The sequence below is a fragment of the Psychrobacillus sp. BL-248-WT-3 genome, assembly GCF_012843435.1.
Lineage (GTDB): Bacteria > Bacillota > Bacilli > Bacillales_A > Planococcaceae > Psychrobacillus.
On sequence record NZ_JABAFC010000007.1, the window covers coordinates 53,750 to 70,624 of the forward strand.

Annotated in this window: 20 protein-coding genes; 5 read left to right on the forward strand and 15 right to left on the reverse strand. The window is 36.6% G+C overall.

The window, feature by feature from the left end:
* Positions 1 to 300 precede the first annotated feature (300 nt).
* Both HF876_RS06000 and HF876_RS06005 read right to left on the reverse strand, forming a co-directional pair.
* Complete coding sequence (locus HF876_RS06000; protein WP_169359163.1) at positions 301 to 528, reverse strand: hypothetical protein; 228 nt, start codon at positions 526 to 528, stop codon at positions 301 to 303.
* 53 nt (positions 529 to 581) lie between these two features.
* Positions 582 to 1,073 carry an RDD family protein gene (locus tag HF876_RS06005; RefSeq protein WP_169359164.1) on the reverse strand — a complete coding sequence of 164 codons (492 nt, stop codon included), beginning with the start codon at positions 1,071 to 1,073 and terminating at the stop codon, positions 582 to 584.
* Positions 1,074 to 1,231: 158 nt separating this feature from the next.
* Here HF876_RS06005 and HF876_RS06010 point away from each other — a divergent pair, with 158 nt between their 5' ends.
* On the forward strand, positions 1,232 to 1,639 hold the full coding sequence (locus tag HF876_RS06010) for a ribosomal maturation YjgA family protein (RefSeq protein ID WP_240949675.1): 408 nt from the start codon (positions 1,232 to 1,234) through the stop codon (positions 1,637 to 1,639).
* Positions 1,640 to 1,652: 13 nt separating this feature from the next.
* Here the strand turns inward: HF876_RS06010 and HF876_RS06015 are convergent, their stop codons facing one another.
* The 5 genes from HF876_RS06015 to HF876_RS06030 all read right to left on the reverse strand — a co-directional run bounded on the left by HF876_RS06015 (position 1,653) and on the right by HF876_RS06030 (position 4,955).
* Entirely contained in the window at positions 1,653 to 2,120 is a 468-nt protein-coding gene (locus HF876_RS06015) for a GNAT family N-acetyltransferase (RefSeq protein WP_169359165.1), read from the reverse strand.
* Positions 2,121 to 2,463: 343 nt separating this feature from the next.
* Positions 2,464 to 2,625 carry a putative holin-like toxin gene (locus tag HF876_RS19350; protein ID WP_353056452.1) on the reverse strand — a complete coding sequence of 54 codons (162 nt, stop codon included), beginning with the start codon at positions 2,623 to 2,625 and terminating at the stop codon, positions 2,464 to 2,466.
* 57 nt (positions 2,626 to 2,682) lie between these two features.
* Positions 2,683 to 3,189: a GNAT family N-acetyltransferase gene (locus HF876_RS06020; RefSeq protein WP_240949677.1), complete on the reverse strand. Its 507-nt coding sequence runs from the start codon at positions 3,187 to 3,189 to the stop codon at positions 2,683 to 2,685.
* Positions 3,190 to 3,315: 126 nt separating this feature from the next.
* A complete protein-coding gene (locus HF876_RS06025; RefSeq protein WP_169359167.1) occupies positions 3,316 to 4,422 on the reverse strand; it encodes a copper resistance D family protein in 1,107 nt (368 codons plus the stop codon).
* Positions 4,419 to 4,955: a copper resistance CopC family protein gene (locus HF876_RS06030; protein WP_169359168.1), complete on the reverse strand. Its 537-nt coding sequence runs from the start codon at positions 4,953 to 4,955 to the stop codon at positions 4,419 to 4,421. The genes HF876_RS06025 and HF876_RS06030 overlap by 4 nt, the downstream gene beginning before the upstream one ends.
* A gap of 152 nt (positions 4,956 to 5,107) precedes the next feature.
* Here HF876_RS06030 and HF876_RS06035 point away from each other — a divergent pair, with 152 nt between their 5' ends.
* Entirely contained in the window at positions 5,108 to 5,332 is a 225-nt protein-coding gene (locus HF876_RS06035) for a hypothetical protein (RefSeq protein ID WP_169359169.1), read from the forward strand.
* Here HF876_RS06035 and HF876_RS06040 read toward each other — a convergent pair.
* Genes HF876_RS06040 through parE form a run of 3 tightly spaced genes read right to left on the reverse strand, consistent with a single transcriptional unit; the run spans position 5,314 to position 10,932 of the window.
* Positions 5,314 to 6,516, reverse strand: a complete 1,203-nt coding sequence (locus HF876_RS06040) for an MFS transporter (RefSeq protein WP_169359170.1) — start codon at positions 6,514 to 6,516, stop codon at positions 5,314 to 5,316. The two genes, HF876_RS06035 and HF876_RS06040, sit on opposite strands and share 19 nt — an antisense overlap.
* 16 nt (positions 6,517 to 6,532) lie before the next feature.
* Complete coding sequence (parC, locus tag HF876_RS06045) at positions 6,533 to 8,965, reverse strand: DNA topoisomerase IV subunit A (RefSeq protein ID WP_169359171.1); 2,433 nt, start codon at positions 8,963 to 8,965, stop codon at positions 6,533 to 6,535.
* Positions 8,962 to 10,932 carry a DNA topoisomerase IV subunit B gene (gene parE / locus HF876_RS06050; RefSeq protein ID WP_169359172.1) on the reverse strand — a complete coding sequence of 657 codons (1,971 nt, stop codon included), beginning with the start codon at positions 10,930 to 10,932 and terminating at the stop codon, positions 8,962 to 8,964. Before parE ends, parC begins: the two co-directional genes overlap by 4 nt.
* 441 nt (positions 10,933 to 11,373) lie before the next feature.
* Here parE and plsY point away from each other — a divergent pair, with 441 nt between their 5' ends.
* Both plsY and HF876_RS06060 read left to right on the forward strand, forming a co-directional pair.
* The gene (gene plsY, locus HF876_RS06055; protein WP_169359173.1) at positions 11,374 to 11,979 is read left to right on the forward strand and encodes a glycerol-3-phosphate 1-O-acyltransferase PlsY; all 606 of its coding nucleotides are present in this window, start codon (positions 11,374 to 11,376) and stop codon (positions 11,977 to 11,979) included.
* 122 nt (positions 11,980 to 12,101) lie between these two features.
* Positions 12,102 to 12,395 (forward strand): HesB/YadR/YfhF family protein, encoded by a 294-nt coding sequence (locus HF876_RS06060; RefSeq protein WP_169359174.1) that lies wholly within the window; start codon positions 12,102 to 12,104, stop codon positions 12,393 to 12,395.
* Between the two features lie 181 nt (positions 12,396 to 12,576).
* Here HF876_RS06060 and HF876_RS06065 read toward each other — a convergent pair whose 3' ends face one another.
* The gene (locus tag HF876_RS06065; RefSeq protein ID WP_169359175.1) at positions 12,577 to 12,777 is read right to left on the reverse strand and encodes a hypothetical protein; all 201 of its coding nucleotides are present in this window, start codon (positions 12,775 to 12,777) and stop codon (positions 12,577 to 12,579) included.
* A gap of 401 nt (positions 12,778 to 13,178) precedes the next feature.
* On the opposite strand from HF876_RS06065, the gene HF876_RS06070 reads away from it, so the two are divergent.
* The gene (locus HF876_RS06070) at positions 13,179 to 13,529 is read left to right on the forward strand and encodes a YciI family protein (protein WP_169359176.1); all 351 of its coding nucleotides are present in this window, start codon (positions 13,179 to 13,181) and stop codon (positions 13,527 to 13,529) included.
* 322 nt (positions 13,530 to 13,851) lie between these two features.
* On the opposite strand, the gene HF876_RS06075 is transcribed toward HF876_RS06070, so the two are convergent.
* The 4 genes from HF876_RS06075 to fabG are packed head-to-tail and all read right to left on the reverse strand — an operon-like array spanning position 13,852 to position 16,874.
* Positions 13,852 to 14,148 carry a hypothetical protein gene (locus HF876_RS06075; RefSeq protein WP_169359177.1) on the reverse strand — a complete coding sequence of 99 codons (297 nt, stop codon included), beginning with the start codon at positions 14,146 to 14,148 and terminating at the stop codon, positions 13,852 to 13,854.
* Positions 14,149 to 14,150: 2 nt separating this feature from the next.
* Positions 14,151 to 14,573, reverse strand: a complete 423-nt coding sequence (locus tag HF876_RS06080) for an acyl-CoA thioesterase (protein ID WP_169359178.1) — start codon at positions 14,571 to 14,573, stop codon at positions 14,151 to 14,153.
* Positions 14,574 to 14,630: 57 nt separating this feature from the next.
* The gene (locus HF876_RS06085) at positions 14,631 to 16,115 is read right to left on the reverse strand and encodes a class I adenylate-forming enzyme family protein (RefSeq protein ID WP_169359179.1); all 1,485 of its coding nucleotides are present in this window, start codon (positions 16,113 to 16,115) and stop codon (positions 14,631 to 14,633) included.
* A gap of 18 nt (positions 16,116 to 16,133) precedes the next feature.
* Positions 16,134 to 16,874, reverse strand: coding sequence for a 3-oxoacyl-ACP reductase FabG (gene fabG / locus HF876_RS06090; RefSeq protein WP_169359180.1), 741 nt, complete (start codon positions 16,872 to 16,874; stop codon positions 16,134 to 16,136).
* Position 16,875 lies beyond the last annotated feature (1 nt).

Below are 16,875 nucleotides of genomic sequence, written 5' to 3' on the forward strand. Positions count from 1 at the left end.
ATTTAAAACCCTATATTTCTCAGTCGTAACATTTTTGAAAACCCTGTTATTATGTAACCGTTTTCTTGTATTTATATTTATCTTCTGAACTAGTTATTCCTTTTTATATAATTATAATTTCTTATTATCTAACCCGTGAGGAACTCAAGATGGGACCGCAATTTATTAATTATATTGCACACACAATCTTAGAATAAGATTAATACACTTTAGTGATAGTCACTTTCTTAGCTATGTATGTAATCATATTATTAAAAAGACAGCGTTTCCATTTCAGAGCACAACTTAATATTTAATGTATTAATGACCGTCTATATTAGGATCACGTTGATCTCTATGACGTCTATGAAAAAATCTCCATAAGTAATAGATGATCCAGGCAACAAAAATTATCACTTGTGGAATGTAAGCGTAATAAGGATTAATAATTAATAAGGCTATACTACATGCGACAACTGTCGGCAATATAATATAAAACCACATCCTAACTTCCTTGTTTTTAAAACTCAAATCAAATCGCTCGCTCATCTACTCCCCACCATTTCTCAGTATGTATGCTAAGACAATAAGAAATTCATAATCTAAAGACGTATAGTTTCTCTCTCACCAGTTAATAATTCCTCTTCAGATGAATAATGCATTTTTTTCTTATTACTTGGAACTACTATTGTCCCACCTATTAAATCGTGTATAGCTCGCTTGTCTTTGCGAAATATAATCATAAAAAAGCTTACAATGTTAGTTATACCAAAACTTACAACCCCCAATAAGTATCTGCCGACTAGTTCTCTTAATAGCATATTTTTGAAGGTTACCAGTTCACCATCTACACGAACTATTTTAATGTTGAACATTTTCTTGCTAGCGGTATAGCCGATCCAAACGACTGGGAGAATCGTTAAATATAATGCAAAGATCGCGTCCCAATATTTGCTGTCTATAAAAGTTCTATCAAAATCACCTTTGACAATGTATGAAACGATAATAGTCAGTAATAAAAAGAGTAAGCTATCCACTAAAAATGCTATAATTCTTCTGGGAGCACTTGCTAGGTTAAATAATATTCTTTCCATAGTTTTTCACACTCCTTCTCTTCAAGTAATCTTTTATTTAACTCTTTATTCAGATAAATACAATTTTAATTATACTATGTAAATATAAATAAACTATTAATTTGTCGAAAAATTTAGGAATTACCATATTTATTACTCGTTTTTTAGGAGTGTATACTTTGAAGCCAATTATTCATTTTCGCATCACGTATTTGATACTTACTTTGCTCATGATCGTATTTGGACTAGCTTCAAGAAAATATGATTACATGCTTATTGAAATCGTAGCCGATAATGCGGGGGACGCACTTTGGGCGGCCATGGTGTACTTTGGGACACGATTTATTTTCGTTACTAAAAAGCCTCATATTTCCTTCTACATCAGTTTATTTTTTTGTTTTGGAATTGAGTTTAGTCAGTTATATCAAGGTCAGTGGATGAATAGTATTCGAGGAAATACACTCGGGGCTTTAATACTTGGAAGAGGATTTTTAATCGAAGATCTATGGAGATATACATTAGGTGTAGTTGTAGCATATTTGTGTGATGCTTTATGTAACAAGTTCCTTAAACAAACCACCTCCTAAATAAATACATCTCTTAAAATTGAAATATACTTATATGATAACCATCCTCAGGAAAATCTCCTAAATAATCTAGGTCACAGCTCATATAAAATGACTTAAGCTTGTTATTTCCGGCCCAACAGTCTAAATACATATCTTTTTTGTGTTCCTTAGAAAAAGAACGGCAAAAGTTAATAATGGAGGCACCAAGGTTTTTACCTTGGTATTCAGGTATAATAGCAATTCTTCCAACATATAGACTGTTTGGGTTAATATGAAGGCTATTTAGTCGATGGATAGGCTTTATCATAAAAGTTCCCAATATCTCATTATCTAGCTCCATCTTAAAGACTAAGCCTTTATTTATTTCCTCTTCCACGATTGATGATGGCCATGGATAAGACCATTGCTCAATTCCTTTCCTTAATAGCTTCAGTGTCGTTTTGTCTAGGATATTTACAATGGAAACGAGATCACTTCTTTCAGCCAGCTTAATATTCATCTCACCACTCCCTTTAAATTGATACTAGCATATAATATTGGTATACTCGTGTTAAGAAATGTATAAAATAAGAAAAGCGCAATCGCCTATTCCTGCCCCGACAGGCAAATGGAGAAAAGCGAGGAGGCAGCTTTTCAGCCAAGAGTTTTTAACCATTTGACCCCGAGGGGCAAGGCGATGGAGCTAGACATCGATTTTATCGGTCCATATGTTTAGAATTTCCTAAACAATAAAAACCGCTTAGATGTTGGTAGCATCCGAGCGGCAAAATAGACTAGTTCCCTTCAATGGGGATTGGCTCTTAAGGCAAAGTAACCCATCCGAGCGCTAACTCACAGGTGGGTTACTTTTTTTGTGTCATTGAAAGTGCCAAAGTAATTAAAGCAATAATTAGCGAACCGAAGCTAATCATAATTACAAGGGATTCAAATACAGTCAAAAAGGCAGCACCTCCCTCCTGTCTCGCTTTGCCGTGACATAAGGGATCATTGTGCCAACCACCCATGAGATTACTAATCTATTTAATATCTATTATATCTCATAACTCTTCCATATATAAACTTTAATCCTTTCCTAATGTAGAGCTTCTTCTTTCTAATAATACGACGTCTCTCCAGATACCGTTAAGCTTACCCATTTGTTTTCGCGTACCGACTGTTTCAAACCCATATTTTTTATGTAAGTGAATACTTCCTTCATTTTCTGGGAAGATCATGGATTGAATTGTCCAAAATCCTTGTTCTTCACTTTCTTCAATCAGATGCTTTAATAGCTTTCCGCCAATCCCCATGCCTGTCGCTGAACCAGATATATAAATGCTTACTTCAGCAACTCCAGAAAAGGCCTCTCGACTTGAAATTGGGCTAAGGGCAACCCAACCTACGACTTGATCCTCCAACACCGCTACATGTCTGCAATTTGCTGTATGGCTAGCATCCCATTCCTCCCATGTAGGAGCCTCCGTTTGAAAGGTTGCGTATCCTGTTTGAATACCCTCTATAAAAATCGCACGCACCTTTTCCCAATCGTTCTCCATCAGTTTCCTGATAGCTATCTCTTTATGAATCATGCCTAATCCCTTCATTTCTCCATGTTTTCTCATATTATACGACAAGTAAATATGAGTTTATATATAAATATAATAAAAAAAACACTTCTTCAAAGGAAAAATTCCTTGTAAGAAGTGCTTTTTTAGTTAATACGCTATTACGCTAAATGAGATGGCAAATAACGCACATAGGACTAATAAGATACTCATAATAAATGAAAATATTGGTGGCATTTTTTTGATAAAGGAATAGATGCTAATAGCTAAAAAGGCCATAGCTAGAATACCAAAAGAAATACCTTTGTAATTTGCCACAAGCTCCACTGTTAAAGGAACTAAAGAGCCTTCACTAGACGGGAAGATACCGAAGGCTTGTAAAAGTGTTTCATTACTTAGCAACACATTGTTGTGTGGTGGCTCCTGCTGGCTCATAGCACCTGTTGCTGCAAAGATGAATAATACTATAACAGATTCTAACCGAGTCCAAGGACGCGGGTCCATATCAACTTTTACACGTAGCTTTCTTTTCATCAAAAATCCATTAATAAAAGCATAGCCTATCAAGGGAAGGATAAGTAAATGTTTGATCAGAAGGCTTTGACCATAGGGCTGCATCCATGAATTCGGATATTCCGTGATAGTCATCGAGTATGACATTAAAGTTAGACCAGTCACAAAGATAATCGCAAAGCAAAAAACAGCCATTGTATGGAACCAGCTTAAAAAGGAAATCCAATTCTCTTTATTATTAGAAAACCAAGCTACCATTGTTAATACGCCTATCCAAACAGTCACAGTCCCAAAATGGATAAAATGCGTGATAAAGCCTTGTATACCATAGACAGAGTGTGAGTGTGTAGTCCAGCTCATTGCTGCGACCATCCCAAGCAGTAATCCAATCCCCAAAATAGGATAGGTAGGTGAATTTTTATCGTCAAATAAACAAATAAAGACTGCTAGAAAAATGGTGATCACAATCATTACGATCCAAGCCTTACCTATTTCAAACGTCAATAATACTGATTCTAATACATAGAGAAAACTGTATTCCTCTAGCAAATAAATCATTATATTGAATACTGGCATAAAGGAAAATACTGCTATACCAGCAACTGCCATTAACTTTGCCTTTTTAGAAACTACAATCGTTGGCTTTAGATCTTCTGGGATGAGTGAAAATATAAAGCTCCCCATTAACAATGCAAAGCAGGCATATAGAAAGGCTTCGCTAATGGTTGATAAAAGCACCATCATTTTTTATTTCGCCCATTTATCACCCAAAAACTAGCCGCTAAAACAATTACTAAACCGATAATCATCCATATAAAGAAACCGTTGGAGGATGAGTCACTTCCCACCTCGTTTGTCTCTACGATAGGAGCAGTTTCTTCAACATCAGTCTCAGCTTCTTCAGTTACCTCCACTGGATTTTCAACAACAGGAAGATTTACGGTAAATGATAGGTCTCCTTGAATCGGATGTCCATCAGCACCTATGATATTCCATGTTAGTGTATACTCTCCATTATCCATACCTTCTACTGTTCCAGTCATTAGATCATCGACCACAACAATGTCTTTTACCGGAATCTCTTTATTATTTGTTCCTTTTATCTTAAAAGAACTAGTTTGTTCTATCTTAGTTAAAAAAGTAAGTGTTATTTCTTCTATTGGATCTGTGATTGTACTGCCATCCGAAGGATTTGAGCTTTCTAAACCTGTATGAGCAAAAGCTTTCCCTCCAAATAGAAATAAACAGATCGCAATTAAGCTTAATATTTTTTTCATAAGTTTGACCTCCAAAGTAGTATGTATGCTTAAATAAATATAGTGCTCTCTATTACTTATACCACATTCTATAGAATTACGATAAAGATTGAATTTTACAATCAATCTCTCTAATATGGAAGATGTAAACTATTATAAAGGGAGAGATTCATATGACTAAATCACATGCCAAGAAAAAAAGACTTCATCAGCTAAGAACAACTGGAAAAGATGTATCATCGCTGAGAAATGACATTGAATTCAGCACTCATGTTAGAAAAACTAAGACTAAAAAGGAAAAATTGCATCACCTTCATAACAAACATAAAAAGCATTTCCAACAAGGTTTATACCCCGATGGAAATGCTTTTTATTATGTTCATGCAGTTGGTATCTGAAACGATAGCTTTCTTTTTTGAATTTGCAAAAGAAAAATAGTTGTTAATCCTATACTAAATACACCGAATATGACCATCATGTACGGAAGACCAATTAAATCTAACATGGCACCTGTCGATAACAAAACAATTTGGAACGAAATTCGGTCCAGCATATTTCGAAAAGAGAAGAATCGACCATGATACTCTTTCGGAACTTGCTTTTGGAAAATGGTTAATGCTGTTGGATAAAAACAGCCAATAGAGAAACCAAACAAAGCAAAGCTTACTAGTGTTAATATTGGGTTTGCAACAAAATACATAGATATCTCAGCAAGACCAATGACAAATACGAAAGTGAAGAGAATAGATTTAGTGCTATATCTTTTCCCAATATACTTAATAGCAAGGGTACCAATCATGAAGGCTACACCCTCGACTGCATAAATGACTCCCTTTATAGAAGATGAATCTTGAATCTCACTAATATTAATGACGATCAAGTTAAAGGAACCTAAAAATAAAACAGGTATTAAGGTTAGGAGTAGTGTAAGCATGACAGGCATATTCCCTTTAAGCATAGGAAAAACCTCTTTAAAACCATCTCTTCTAGGTCCATTACTCACTAGTATTTTTTCTTTAGCAGTTTCGTCGATTCGGAGCATAAAAGTAAATGCAAGAATACCTGCATAAGCAATCATTGAAATAATATACAGAGATTGGATGGGCCAGTAAACTAATGCAAGACCTCCAATTGCAGTACCTGCTACTCTAGCAATAGTGGAAACATTCATATGCCAACCATTTAACTGAAGTAAATCCTCATCCTTAACAATTAACGGCAGAGTAGCCTGTAAAGCTGGAAAGTAAAAGGACGCGAATACCTGCAGACTTATTAGAAATAATAACATCCACCAAATGGATCCTGTAGCAATAGCAACAAACATAAATAACACACTAAATAGTCGACCGATACCAGAAAGGATTAATACCTTTTTTTTATTGGACTGGTCGATGATTCTCCCTGCTAGCGGGCCTACAAGAATTCCTGCAAGTAAACCACTAGCAAGCAGCAAGGACTTATGGAAATCAGAGGGGACCTTTTCCTGCATAAATTCCAGGTTTCCTATTATACCGCTCCAAAGTCCTAAGCCAGCAACTAATTCCCCTATTAGAACAATCCAAACGTTTCTATTTCTCCACATATCCTTTTTCCCTCTTTTAGGATTCTTGTTCTACTGGCTTCTTCCAAGCTCTTAGAAGTTGCCCATCCTTCTCTGTATCTATCACAAATGAGCCATTAGAATAACGATCTGTCGGACGGAAGCTATTCACTTCAATCGTTTCCTGATGTCCTTTTACCGTTTCTACTACTAAGCCTTCTGACTTGTTAGCTAGAACAACTGCAAACACGCGATGCGGGTTAGTTTTTAATTCTCTAAGTGTCACAAGTCCTCTTTTTGCCCGAGCTCCTGGCTCGACTTCAGAAAGGTGCATTCGTTTAATGGAACCACGCTGAGTGATCAGCATAATGTCTTCCGTACTTTGTTGTGATATTACGTTTACACTTACGACATAATCATCCTCTTTAAGATTGATCCCTTTAACGCCACTAGTTTTTACTCCTGTTATTGGCACTTCGTCTAAAGAGAAGCGAACAGAATAACTTAAATGCGTTGTCATAAGTATTTCATCTGATGGCGCTACTAGCTGAGCTAATATAACCTCATCCGTTGACTTGAGTTTAATCGTTTTTATAGGTCTAGCATAGCGTTGCACTACATAATCCGAAAGAAGTGATCGTTTGATCTGACCTTCTTTTGTTGCAGTTAAAACACATAAGTCTAAATCAAATGATTCAATTCCAATAACATTGATAATGGTCTCATTTGTATCAAGAGGAACAATGCTAGATATGTGCTGTCCAAGATCCTTCCAGCGAATATCAGGTAATTCATGCACCGGCTGATAAATGTAATTTCCTTTAGAAGTGAACAATAGCAGGTGATGCTGCGTATTGATGGACTCCTGATAAAGAAGATAATCAGACTCTTTTATAGCAAAGTCCTGTCCACTGGATGCGTTAAAGGATCTCATGCCTGTTCGTTTAATGTAGCCATCCTTTGTAACCGTAACGATAACCTCTTCAGATGGTATAAGCACATCTAAAGTAACCTTTATCTCTTCGATTTCATTTTCGATAACTGATTTACGTTGTTCAGCAAACTGCTTACGAACAACCTGTAGTTCTTTCTTGATGGTTTTCATCAAAACAGATTCCTTCGCAAGTATGTTTTCTAAACTCGTGATTAGCAGATTTAATTTTTTCTCTTCCTCTTGTAGCTCCGTTATATCTGTATTAGTTAAACGATATAGCTGCAAGGAAACGATTGCCTCCGCCTGTGCCTCAGAAAAGTCAAAGGATTTAATCAGATTGTTTTTGGCATCTTTTTTATCCTTAGAAGCACGTATCGTCTTAATAACTTCATCTAAAATAGATAAGGCTTTCATCAAACCTGAGACAATATGGAGGCGCTCTTGAGCTTTATTCAGATCATGAATTGTTCTACGAGTAACAACCTCTTTTTGATGATTGATATATGCATCAAGTAATAAAGGCAATGTCATCATAGTTGGTCTTCGATTATGAATGGCGATCATATTAAAATTATAGGTGATTTGTAAATCTGTATTTTTAAATAAGTATTGTAATATACCATGAGCATCAATTTCTTTTTTCATCTCTATTACAATACGCAATCCAGTTCGGTCTGATTCATCTCGAACATCTGCAATTCCATCTAAACGTTTGTCTAATCGTTGCTCGTCAATTTTTTTGACTAGATTAGCCTTATTGATTTCATATGGAATTTCAGTTATGACGATTTGTTCTTTACCGCCTTTGATGGTTTCAATTTCAGCCTTAGAGCGAACAACGATTTTGCCTTTGCCCGTTTCATAAGCTTTTTTAATCCCCTCTACGCCTTGGATAATCCCACCTGTTGGAAAATCTGGCCCTTTAATAACGGTCATGAGTTCGTCCACAGTACATGCTGGATTCTCCATGCGCATTAAAACTGCATCAAGTGCCTCATGTAGAGCATGTGGAGGTATATCTGTCGCATATCCTGCGGAAATTCCAGTTGCACCGTTTACTAGTAAATTAGGAAAACGAGCAGGAAGAACCATAGGCTCCATATCCGAATCATCGAAGTTAGGAATATAATCCACCGTATTTTTGTTAATATCTCTTAATAGCTCATGTGAGATGGAGGAAAGTCTTGCTTCAGTATAACGCATAGCAGCAGGTGGATCCCCGTCAACTGAACCGTTATTCCCATGCATTTCGACTAGCATATGGCGTAGTTTCCAATCCTGACTCATACGAACCATTGCCTCATAGACAGAGGAGTCACCATGAGGATGATAGTTACCTATTACTACTCCAACCGTTTTAGCTGATTTACGGAAGGCTTTGTCATTTGTATTTCCTTCTTGAAGCATTGCAAATAAAATACGACGTTGAACTGGCTTTAGTCCATCGCGAGCATCAGGTAAAGCGCGGTCTTGAATGATGTATTTACTATAACGTCCAAACCGATCACCTATTACTTCTTCTAACGGTAAATTTTGATATCTTTCGGTTTGTGTCATACTAATTCATCCTCCGTGTGAATTCTTTCATTTTCTAAGATGTTTGAATCATCATCTAAACTAAAGTTAACATTGGCTTCTATCCATTTTCTTCGAGGTTCTACTTTATCCCCCATTAATGTTGTGATATGTCTCTCGGCACGTGCCCCATCTTCAATCGTCACGCGTATTAAAGTTCGCGTCTCAGGATTCATAGTTGTATCCCATAATTGATCGGCATTCATCTCTCCAAGACCTTTATAACGTTGAAGCATAACACCTTTTCCGATTCTCTCCATGGCAGCATTAAGCTCTTTTTCAGTCCAAGCATATTCGGAGACTTCTTTTTTACCCATCCCTCTATATACCTTGTATAAAGGAGGCATGGCAATATAGATGTTGCCGTTTTCAATCAATGGCTTCATATATCGATAGAAGAACGTAAGTAATAATACTTGTATATGTGCTCCATCGGTATCGGCATCTGTCATAATGACGATTTTGTCGTATGCAATATCTTCTATCTTGAAATCTGCTCCAACCCCACCACCAATTGCATGGATAATCGTAGCAATTTCAATATTTTTCATGATGTCAGTTAGCTTAGCCTTCTCTGTATTAATAACTTTTCCTCTAAGCGGTAGGATTGCTTGGAACGTTCGATCTCTACCTTGCTTAGCAGAACCACCAGCAGAGTCACCCTCTACTAGATATAGCTCATTTTTCTTCGCATTTCTAGATTGAGCAGGAGTAAGTTTACCTGATAATAACTCGGATGGTTTTCGTTTTTTTCCATTACGAGCATCTTCACGCGCTTTTCTTGCTGCTTCTCGAGCATGCTGAGCACGAATCCCTTTTCGGATTAAAGAGGCGGATAACTCGGAGTTTTCTTCGAGGATGTATTGTAGCTTTTCAGACACAACAGAATCTACCGCACTTCTTGCTTCACTAGTACCCAATTTCCCTTTTGTTTGCCCCTCGAACTGCAATAGATTCTCGGGAATTCTAAGAGATACGATAGCGGAGATTCCTTCTCGAATGTCCGAGCCATCTAAGTTTTTATCTTTTTCCTTTAATAATCCTGTTTTTCGGGCATAATCATTGAATACACGTGTTAATGCTGATTTAGCACCTGTTTCATGTGTACCGCCATCTCTTGTTCTAACATTATTTACAAAGGATAAGATGGTTTCCGAGTAACCGTCATTAAATTGGAAAGAAAACTCTACTTCAATTTCTTCATGACTACCTTCCATATAAAAAACAGGATGTAGTACATCTTTCTCTTCATTTAAATAGGCGACGAAAGCTTCTATGCCTGTTTCATAATAGAACACATCATGGGCTTCAGTACGTTCATCAAATAATTCGATTTTTAATCCTTTTAAGAGGAAAGCTGATTCTCTAAGTCTTTCGCAAAGTGTTTCATAGTTAAATTTAGTAGTGGAGAAGATTTTGCTATCAGGTAAGAAATGAACGGATGTTCCTGTTTCTTTTGTAGTCCCTATTTGGTTTAGTGATTCGACTACTTTTCCACCATTTTCAAAGCGTTGTGCAAACTTTTTTCCATCTCTATGAATAACTACATCCACATATGATGAGAGAGCATTAACAACAGAGGCACCTACACCATGTAGACCTCCACTAGTTTTATAGCCGCCTTGTCCAAACTTACCACCTGCGTGTAGTACAGTGAATATTACTTCCGCAGTAGGAACGCCTGTTTTATGCATACCAGTTGGCATACCTCGTCCAAAATCTCTTACAGTTATACTTTGGTCTGAGTGGATTGTAACTATAATATGTTCACCGAATCCAGCAAGGCTTTCATCCACCGCATTATCTACTATTTCATAGACCAAATGGTGAAGACCTCTAGAATCTGTTGATCCAATATACATTCCCGGTCTTTTTCTTACAGCCTCCAAGCCCTCAAGCACCTGAATATCATCATCGCCATAGCTTGTTAAATTATTGTTTTTACTCAATTCGTTCCCTCCAAAAAAACAAAACGTTTGTTCTTCTTTCTATTTAAGCCTACAAACAGATTGTCATTATGTCAATAGCGCTGAAGGACAGGCCAGACTTCAATTGTAGTGAAAGTTCAATTAGAATGCAATCTACCCTTTTCTTGCATTCTCTATTCACCTAGTTAATTCCTTCTTTACTTTTAAACAATGTTTTAATCCAGTTGTTAAAAGAACAGTTGTATATTAAGTATATCGTATAAACTTGGATTTTTTCAGTAGGAACCCATTTAAAAATTTTTAATAATCGTGTTTGTGCTTACTTTGCAGGATAATCTGGCATAGATTATGCTAGAACTATCCTTTAGAACTGCATTACTTGTCATTGAATAACAACTCATCTACATGGTAAAATAAGAAAGTTATTATATTATTAATAGATAGATATAGAAGGAGCACACTATGACAATACTCATTTTACTTTTGCTTGCTTATTTAATCGGGTCAATCCCATCTGGTCTATGGGTTGGAAAGCTATTTTATAACATTGATATTCGTGAGCATGGTAGTGGCAATCTAGGTGGAACTAACACTTTCCGAACGCTCGGTAAAAAGGCTGGGTTGGCCGTAACAATTATGGACATTCTTAAAGGGACAGCAGCCACTTTGTTAGGTTTGCTTCCATTTTTTGCTTCAACAAACGTGCATCCTCTTATTTTAGGTGTAGTTGCTGTCATTGGACATATTTATCCTGTGTTCGCTGGGTTTAAAGGTGGAAAAGCAGTGGCTACATCAGGCGGGATCCTATTAGGCTATAACTGGCCGATATTTGTAATCTTAGTTGTAGGATTTTTTATTATATTAAAAATAACAAAAATGGTATCTCTAACCTCTATGTGTTTAGCGATCATTGCACTCATCTACTCTATTGTTTACTATTTTACGGTCAAAGAAGATTGGCCACTAATCGTAATCGTATTTTTACTTGCTATCTTTATTTTCTATCGTCATCGTTCGAATATAGAGCGCATTAAAAATGGAACTGAGCCAAAGGTCAAATGGATTTAACTATTGAATTGAAGCATCCTGCAGCTAAAGAGTTAAACAAATTCTTTGCGGAACCTATTGAAAAGCTTTAGACTAAACCCATGAAAAATATCGTAAAATTTAAAGAAAGCTTGGTGGTTCGCATGAAAATCAATATCTCTGATGATGCTTTAAAATGGTTCCGCGAGGAAATGGAAGCAGAAAAAGGAGACAAAATTCGTTTCTATGCTCGATATGGAGGCTCAAGTCCGATACAAGAGGCTTTCTCATTAGGTGTGACAAAGGATACTCCATTCGAACCATCTGTGACTCTCTTACATGAAGATATCATGTTCTTTATAGAGGAGAGAGATGAATGGTATTTCACTGGGCATGACCTTTATGTATCCTTTAATGACCAATCAAACGAGCTTGAATACTCATATAAAAAAAGCTAGATAGCCAAAGGCAGTAACGTTTTCAAAGCGTTACTGCCTTTTTTATTGAAAAGGCTATGTAAATGGCTTGGATTGATATTCGTGCGATGGTTTTGTTTAGAATGTTACACTTAAACTAACGTCGAAAATTTAGTTTAAGGAGGAAGGAGCATTATTGTGTTAAATATTTTAAGGCATATATTTACTTATCCTTCTTCCACCCATAAATAAATATAATTAAACTTATTATAAAAAAGATAGAAAAAAGTAATTTGAAAAGTATATGTGTGGTTACTGCTTCGGATACTTCTCCCGTCAGTTGTCCAATTCGCAAACATGAATAAATAAATCCTAATAAAAATAGGAAAACAAAGCCCATTGCTTTGTATGAAAATGAAATCATAATGCAGCCTCCTTTTCTGGTAAATTTTATCATATGGATGGAGTATTATATAGACTATATATGATGAAGATACTTAGTCATCTAACGGGTTGTGTTAGCAAAGAACAATCTCAAAGTAAAATGAGCCAGGAGAAGATATCCTAGCTCATCTTTTATGTGTATTTTTATCAATCTTTACCTTTTACATAGCCATTGAAAAAAAGAGCTGATATTAGACATTCCATTGTAAGTTTTTTAGGCATTTTAATTTTTATACTGACTACCCTGCTGATTTTCTAAAAACCAACAATAATCCTTATTGTGGTAAAATTAGAATTATAGTACAATTTGAGATATTATAGTTTTCACTAATATTTAATTGTTTGGAATATGACTTTTCTAAAAAGTGGGAGGAATTTATCATGCTATTTATGTTAATCGTTAAAGCCTCAAAGAATTCTGAAGCTGGAAATCTCCCAAGCCCTGAGCTTATGGAAGCCATGACAAAATTCAATGAGGATTTAGTTAAGGCAGGCGTAAGGGTTATGGCGAAGGGACTACATCCAAGTTCCAATGGGATTCGTCTTTCATTCCCTATCCCTGGAGAAAAGCCAGTTGTTTCGGAGGGTCCATTTACGGAAACACAAGATCTAATTGCAGGATTTATACTGATTGAAGTGGAGTCCAAAGAAGAAGCGGTTGAGTGGGCGATGCAAATGCCTGACCCTCAAGGATATGGCGAAGGTCAGATTGAATTACGTCAAGTATTTTAAAAGACGAGAGAGCATCCAACTAAATGAAAATGTCCATAAAAAAGAATTAAATGAGAGCCAGGTGGTGGTCATTACGAAAATAACTCTTTTCATCGTCTGGAGCATTATTTTTCTATATCTTCTAAACGTACTGGAGATTGAGAAAAATATTCTAAACTACGTGATTGCTTTCTTTTCATTAATGGCTGGCATCCTCCTGATCAATGGTCTCCTCAATAAAAAAGTTAACCAAAATGTGTAGAACAAGTAATACGTAAAAAAAGGTCACCTTTTTCTGGTGACCTTTTTTATACGATTACATATTCAAAAGAGATTATTTTTCTTAACGAAACCTTTCTAGCTGCTCCAACAAATTCTCTTTTTTCATAATCTCATGTTCATATTTACCAAAAAGATCGAAATGGGGGTAACCTTCCTTATAGTCAATCCATTCTTCCTTTAAGTCATACTGCTTTCCCCATTCGATGAGCTTATTAATATCGCTACATCCAACCTTAGTAACCGTTTTGCATCCTGGAAAGCGTTCATCCAACCAATAGTGAGTAAGAAAAGCGATTTCCTTGTTTTCCACTGACTGTTTCCAATTTTTTAGCTCATCTCTATTAATACCAAAAGCCACAGTTAAGATTCCTTCACGATTTCTTTATATTTATTATCCCAAGCTGCATCTATCTTCGCAAGTGATACTGGTCTAAAATCTTCTTTTCGAACGATGACATGCTCCGTTGTTGCCGTAGAAGACAATGTGCCATCTGTATGTACAATTTCATAACCATAGGTTGTTCTTAGTCTTCCATGCTTTTCAATCCATGTTCGTACTTTTACTTTATCCCCGTACTTTACCGGTGTTTTATAATTAATATTTACATTGGTTACTGGTGATAAGTATCCATCCTTTTCTAAACCTGCATAAGAGAAACCCAAATCTTGTATAAGCTGAGTTCGTCCCATCTCTAACCAAACTAAATAGTTTGCATGATACACTACTCCCATTTGATCGGTCTCTGCGTATCGTACTTCAATTTCTTTATCACTTATAAACATTTCTTAGTCACCTCAACCTCTATTATACAAAAAGATAGCAAAAAAAGCTGGAAAGTGTTACTCCACAGCTTTTAAAGCCATCTCTTTTAATAGTTTCTTATTAATTTTACCTACATCTGTCCTCGGCAATTCTTCTAGAAAATAAATCTTCTTAGGAACCTTATAGCTTCCTAGTGTAACTTTACAATAATCGATTAGCTCCTGCTCTGACACAGCTGAATTAGCATAAGAAATAAATGCAGTCACACACTCTCCCCATTTTACATCCTCTAACCCAAGTACAGCTGCTTCCTTTACATTTGGATGCTCTGCAAGGCGTTGCTCGATCTCTAAAGGATAAATATTCTCTCCTCCTGAAATAATGATCTCCTTTTTACGACCCACTATAAAGAAATCACCATCCTCGTCAAAGATTGCAAGGTCTCCAGTTTTTAACCATTTTCCCTCAAATGTATTTTCTGTTTCTCCATCATTATTCCAATAATGCTTAAAAACGTGTCTCCCTGAAACGTATAGCTCACCTACTTCATTTGCTTGACAAGGTTCTCCTTTTTCATTTATTACTTTTACTTCATTGAATTGCATACACTTGCCTACCGTCCCCTTTTTAAGCATAGCTTTTTCAGGACGGACAAAGAAGTTGTTTGGTCCTGCCTCCGTCAAACCGTAGCCTTCTTTAAACAAAATTCCAATCTCTTCAAACTTATTATAGATTGTGTGAGGACAAGGCGCTCCACCTGATAAGAAACACTTAACTGTAGGGAACAGCGACTTATTGATATACTCTGTTTCTAACATTGCTTGATACATCGTCGGCACAAACAAAGACAGAGTAGTCTTGTAGGAGTCCAAGTATTTTAAAGCTTCCTCTGCTTGGAACTTGTTGCCTGTGACCACGGTACCCCCCGCCATTAAAATAGGTATGCATAATGCGTTTAGTCCTCCAGTATGAAACATAGGCATATAGTTTAATGTACAGTCCTCTTCGTTTAATCCCCAGCTGATGATTGTATTAATCGCATTCCAATTGACATTGTCAAAGGATAGTACTGCTCCCTTAGGACTTCCAGTTGTCCCGCCTGTATAAATAATGAGCCAAGGATCATCCGGTTTCCAATCCGTGTTCAGATGGAAGTCACTATTATTGGAGAGTGTTATACTCGACAAAATAATTGTATTAAAGGTAGGGAAAAATGCACTTAAGTATCTATGCTCGTCATCGTAAATGACGGCCACCGGCGAACAATCGTCTAGTATATATTGTAATTCTTTGGTGCTTAACCGGTAATTTAACGGCACATAGATAAGTCCTTTCAAACCACAGGCGAACAATAATGCAAATAGTTCTATTCTATTATGAGAAAGAACCACGATTCTCTCCCCAGCTTTATATCCTTGTTGCTCAAAATAGTTCGCCCATCCACTAACTTGTTCCCATAATGTTTCATAGGTCCATTCCTTGCCGCTACTACTATCTATTAAAGCCTTCTTAGTTGGAGAGAGGATAGCCCTTTTATAAATCCATGCTTGTTCAGATAACATCTTGGCAACGCCCTTTCCTTACATCATGATACCGCCATCTACTTGTAGTACATGCCCGTGAACATAACTAGATTCATCGCAGGCTAAAAACAAATATGCATTTGCAATATCGCGTGGTTCTGCTAAACGTTGGAGAGCCACAACAGACTGCATCTGTTCAATAATTTTCTCAGGCATTTTCGCTACCATTTTCGTTAAAGTGAACCCGGGGGCTACTGCATTCACATTGAGGCCTTTTCTACCTAGTTCTTTTGCCCATGTCTTCGTCATTCCTACCACCGCAGCCTTTGAAGCAGCGTAATTGGTCTGACCTACGTTTCCATAAACTCCACTAACGGAGGAAGTATTAATAATTTTTCCATACTGATTTGCTACCATGTGTGGAACAACAGCCTGCGTGCAATTGAATACGCCCTTTAGATTTACATCTAACACTCTACTAAAATCTTCTTCTGTCATTTTAGTTAGCATGGCATCACGAGTGATCCCTGCATTATTTATCAAAATATGAATCTCTCCAAACCGTTCAATCGTTTGTTCCACCATTGCATCAACACTTTTACGATCTGCCACATCCACTTGGATAAAGAATGCCGAATAACCTTGTTCTCTTAATTCATTTTCTAGAGATGTGCCTGCCTGTTGATCGAAATCAGCCAAAACTACTTTTGCTCCTTCTTCAACAAACCGTTGAACAGCCGCGGATCCAATACCGTTAGCGGCTCCAGTAATAATTGCTACTTTATCTTGAAGTCTCATA

Coding starts and splice junctions, on each gene's coding strand:
- HF876_RS06005 (WP_169359164.1), bottom strand. CDS start 1,073: ATGGAAAGAATATTATTTAACCTAGCAAGTGCTCCCAGAAGAATTATA.
- HF876_RS06025 (WP_169359167.1), bottom strand. CDS start 4,422: ATGATGGTGCTTTTATCAACCATTAGCGAAGCCTTTCTATATGCCTGC.
- HF876_RS06030 (WP_169359168.1), bottom strand. CDS start 4,955: ATGAAAAAAATATTAAGCTTAATTGCGATCTGTTTATTTCTATTTGGA.
- HF876_RS06020 (WP_240949677.1), bottom strand. CDS start 3,189: ATGATTCATAAAGAGATAGCTATCAGGAAACTGATGGAGAACGATTGG.
- HF876_RS06070 (WP_169359176.1), top strand. CDS start 13,179: ATGCTATTTATGTTAATCGTTAAAGCCTCAAAGAATTCTGAAGCTGGA.
- HF876_RS06040 (WP_169359170.1), bottom strand. CDS start 6,516: ATGTGGAGAAATAGAAACGTTTGGATTGTTCTAATAGGGGAATTAGTT.
- HF876_RS06065 (WP_169359175.1), bottom strand. CDS start 12,777: ATGATTTCATTTTCATACAAAGCAATGGGCTTTGTTTTCCTATTTTTA.
- HF876_RS06080 (WP_169359178.1), bottom strand. CDS start 14,573: ATGTTTATAAGTGATAAAGAAATTGAAGTACGATACGCAGAGACCGAT.
- parC (WP_169359171.1), bottom strand. CDS start 8,965: ATGACACAAACCGAAAGATATCAAAATTTACCGTTAGAAGAAGTAATA.
- HF876_RS06060 (WP_169359174.1), top strand. CDS start 12,102: ATGAAAATCAATATCTCTGATGATGCTTTAAAATGGTTCCGCGAGGAA.
- HF876_RS06000 (WP_169359163.1), bottom strand. CDS start 528: ATGAGCGAGCGATTTGATTTGAGTTTTAAAAACAAGGAAGTTAGGATG.
- plsY (WP_169359173.1), top strand. CDS start 11,374: ATGACAATACTCATTTTACTTTTGCTTGCTTATTTAATCGGGTCAATC.
- HF876_RS06085 (WP_169359179.1), bottom strand. CDS start 16,115: ATGTTATCTGAACAAGCATGGATTTATAAAAGGGCTATCCTCTCTCCA.
- HF876_RS19350 (WP_353056452.1), bottom strand. CDS start 2,625: ATGGGTGGTTGGCACAATGATCCCTTATGTCACGGCAAAGCGAGACAG.
- fabG (WP_169359180.1), bottom strand. CDS start 16,874: ATGAGACTTCAAGATAAAGTAGCAATTATTACTGGAGCCGCTAACGGT.
- HF876_RS06035 (WP_169359169.1), top strand. CDS start 5,108: ATGACTAAATCACATGCCAAGAAAAAAAGACTTCATCAGCTAAGAACA.
- HF876_RS06015 (WP_169359165.1), bottom strand. CDS start 2,120: ATGAATATTAAGCTGGCTGAAAGAAGTGATCTCGTTTCCATTGTAAAT.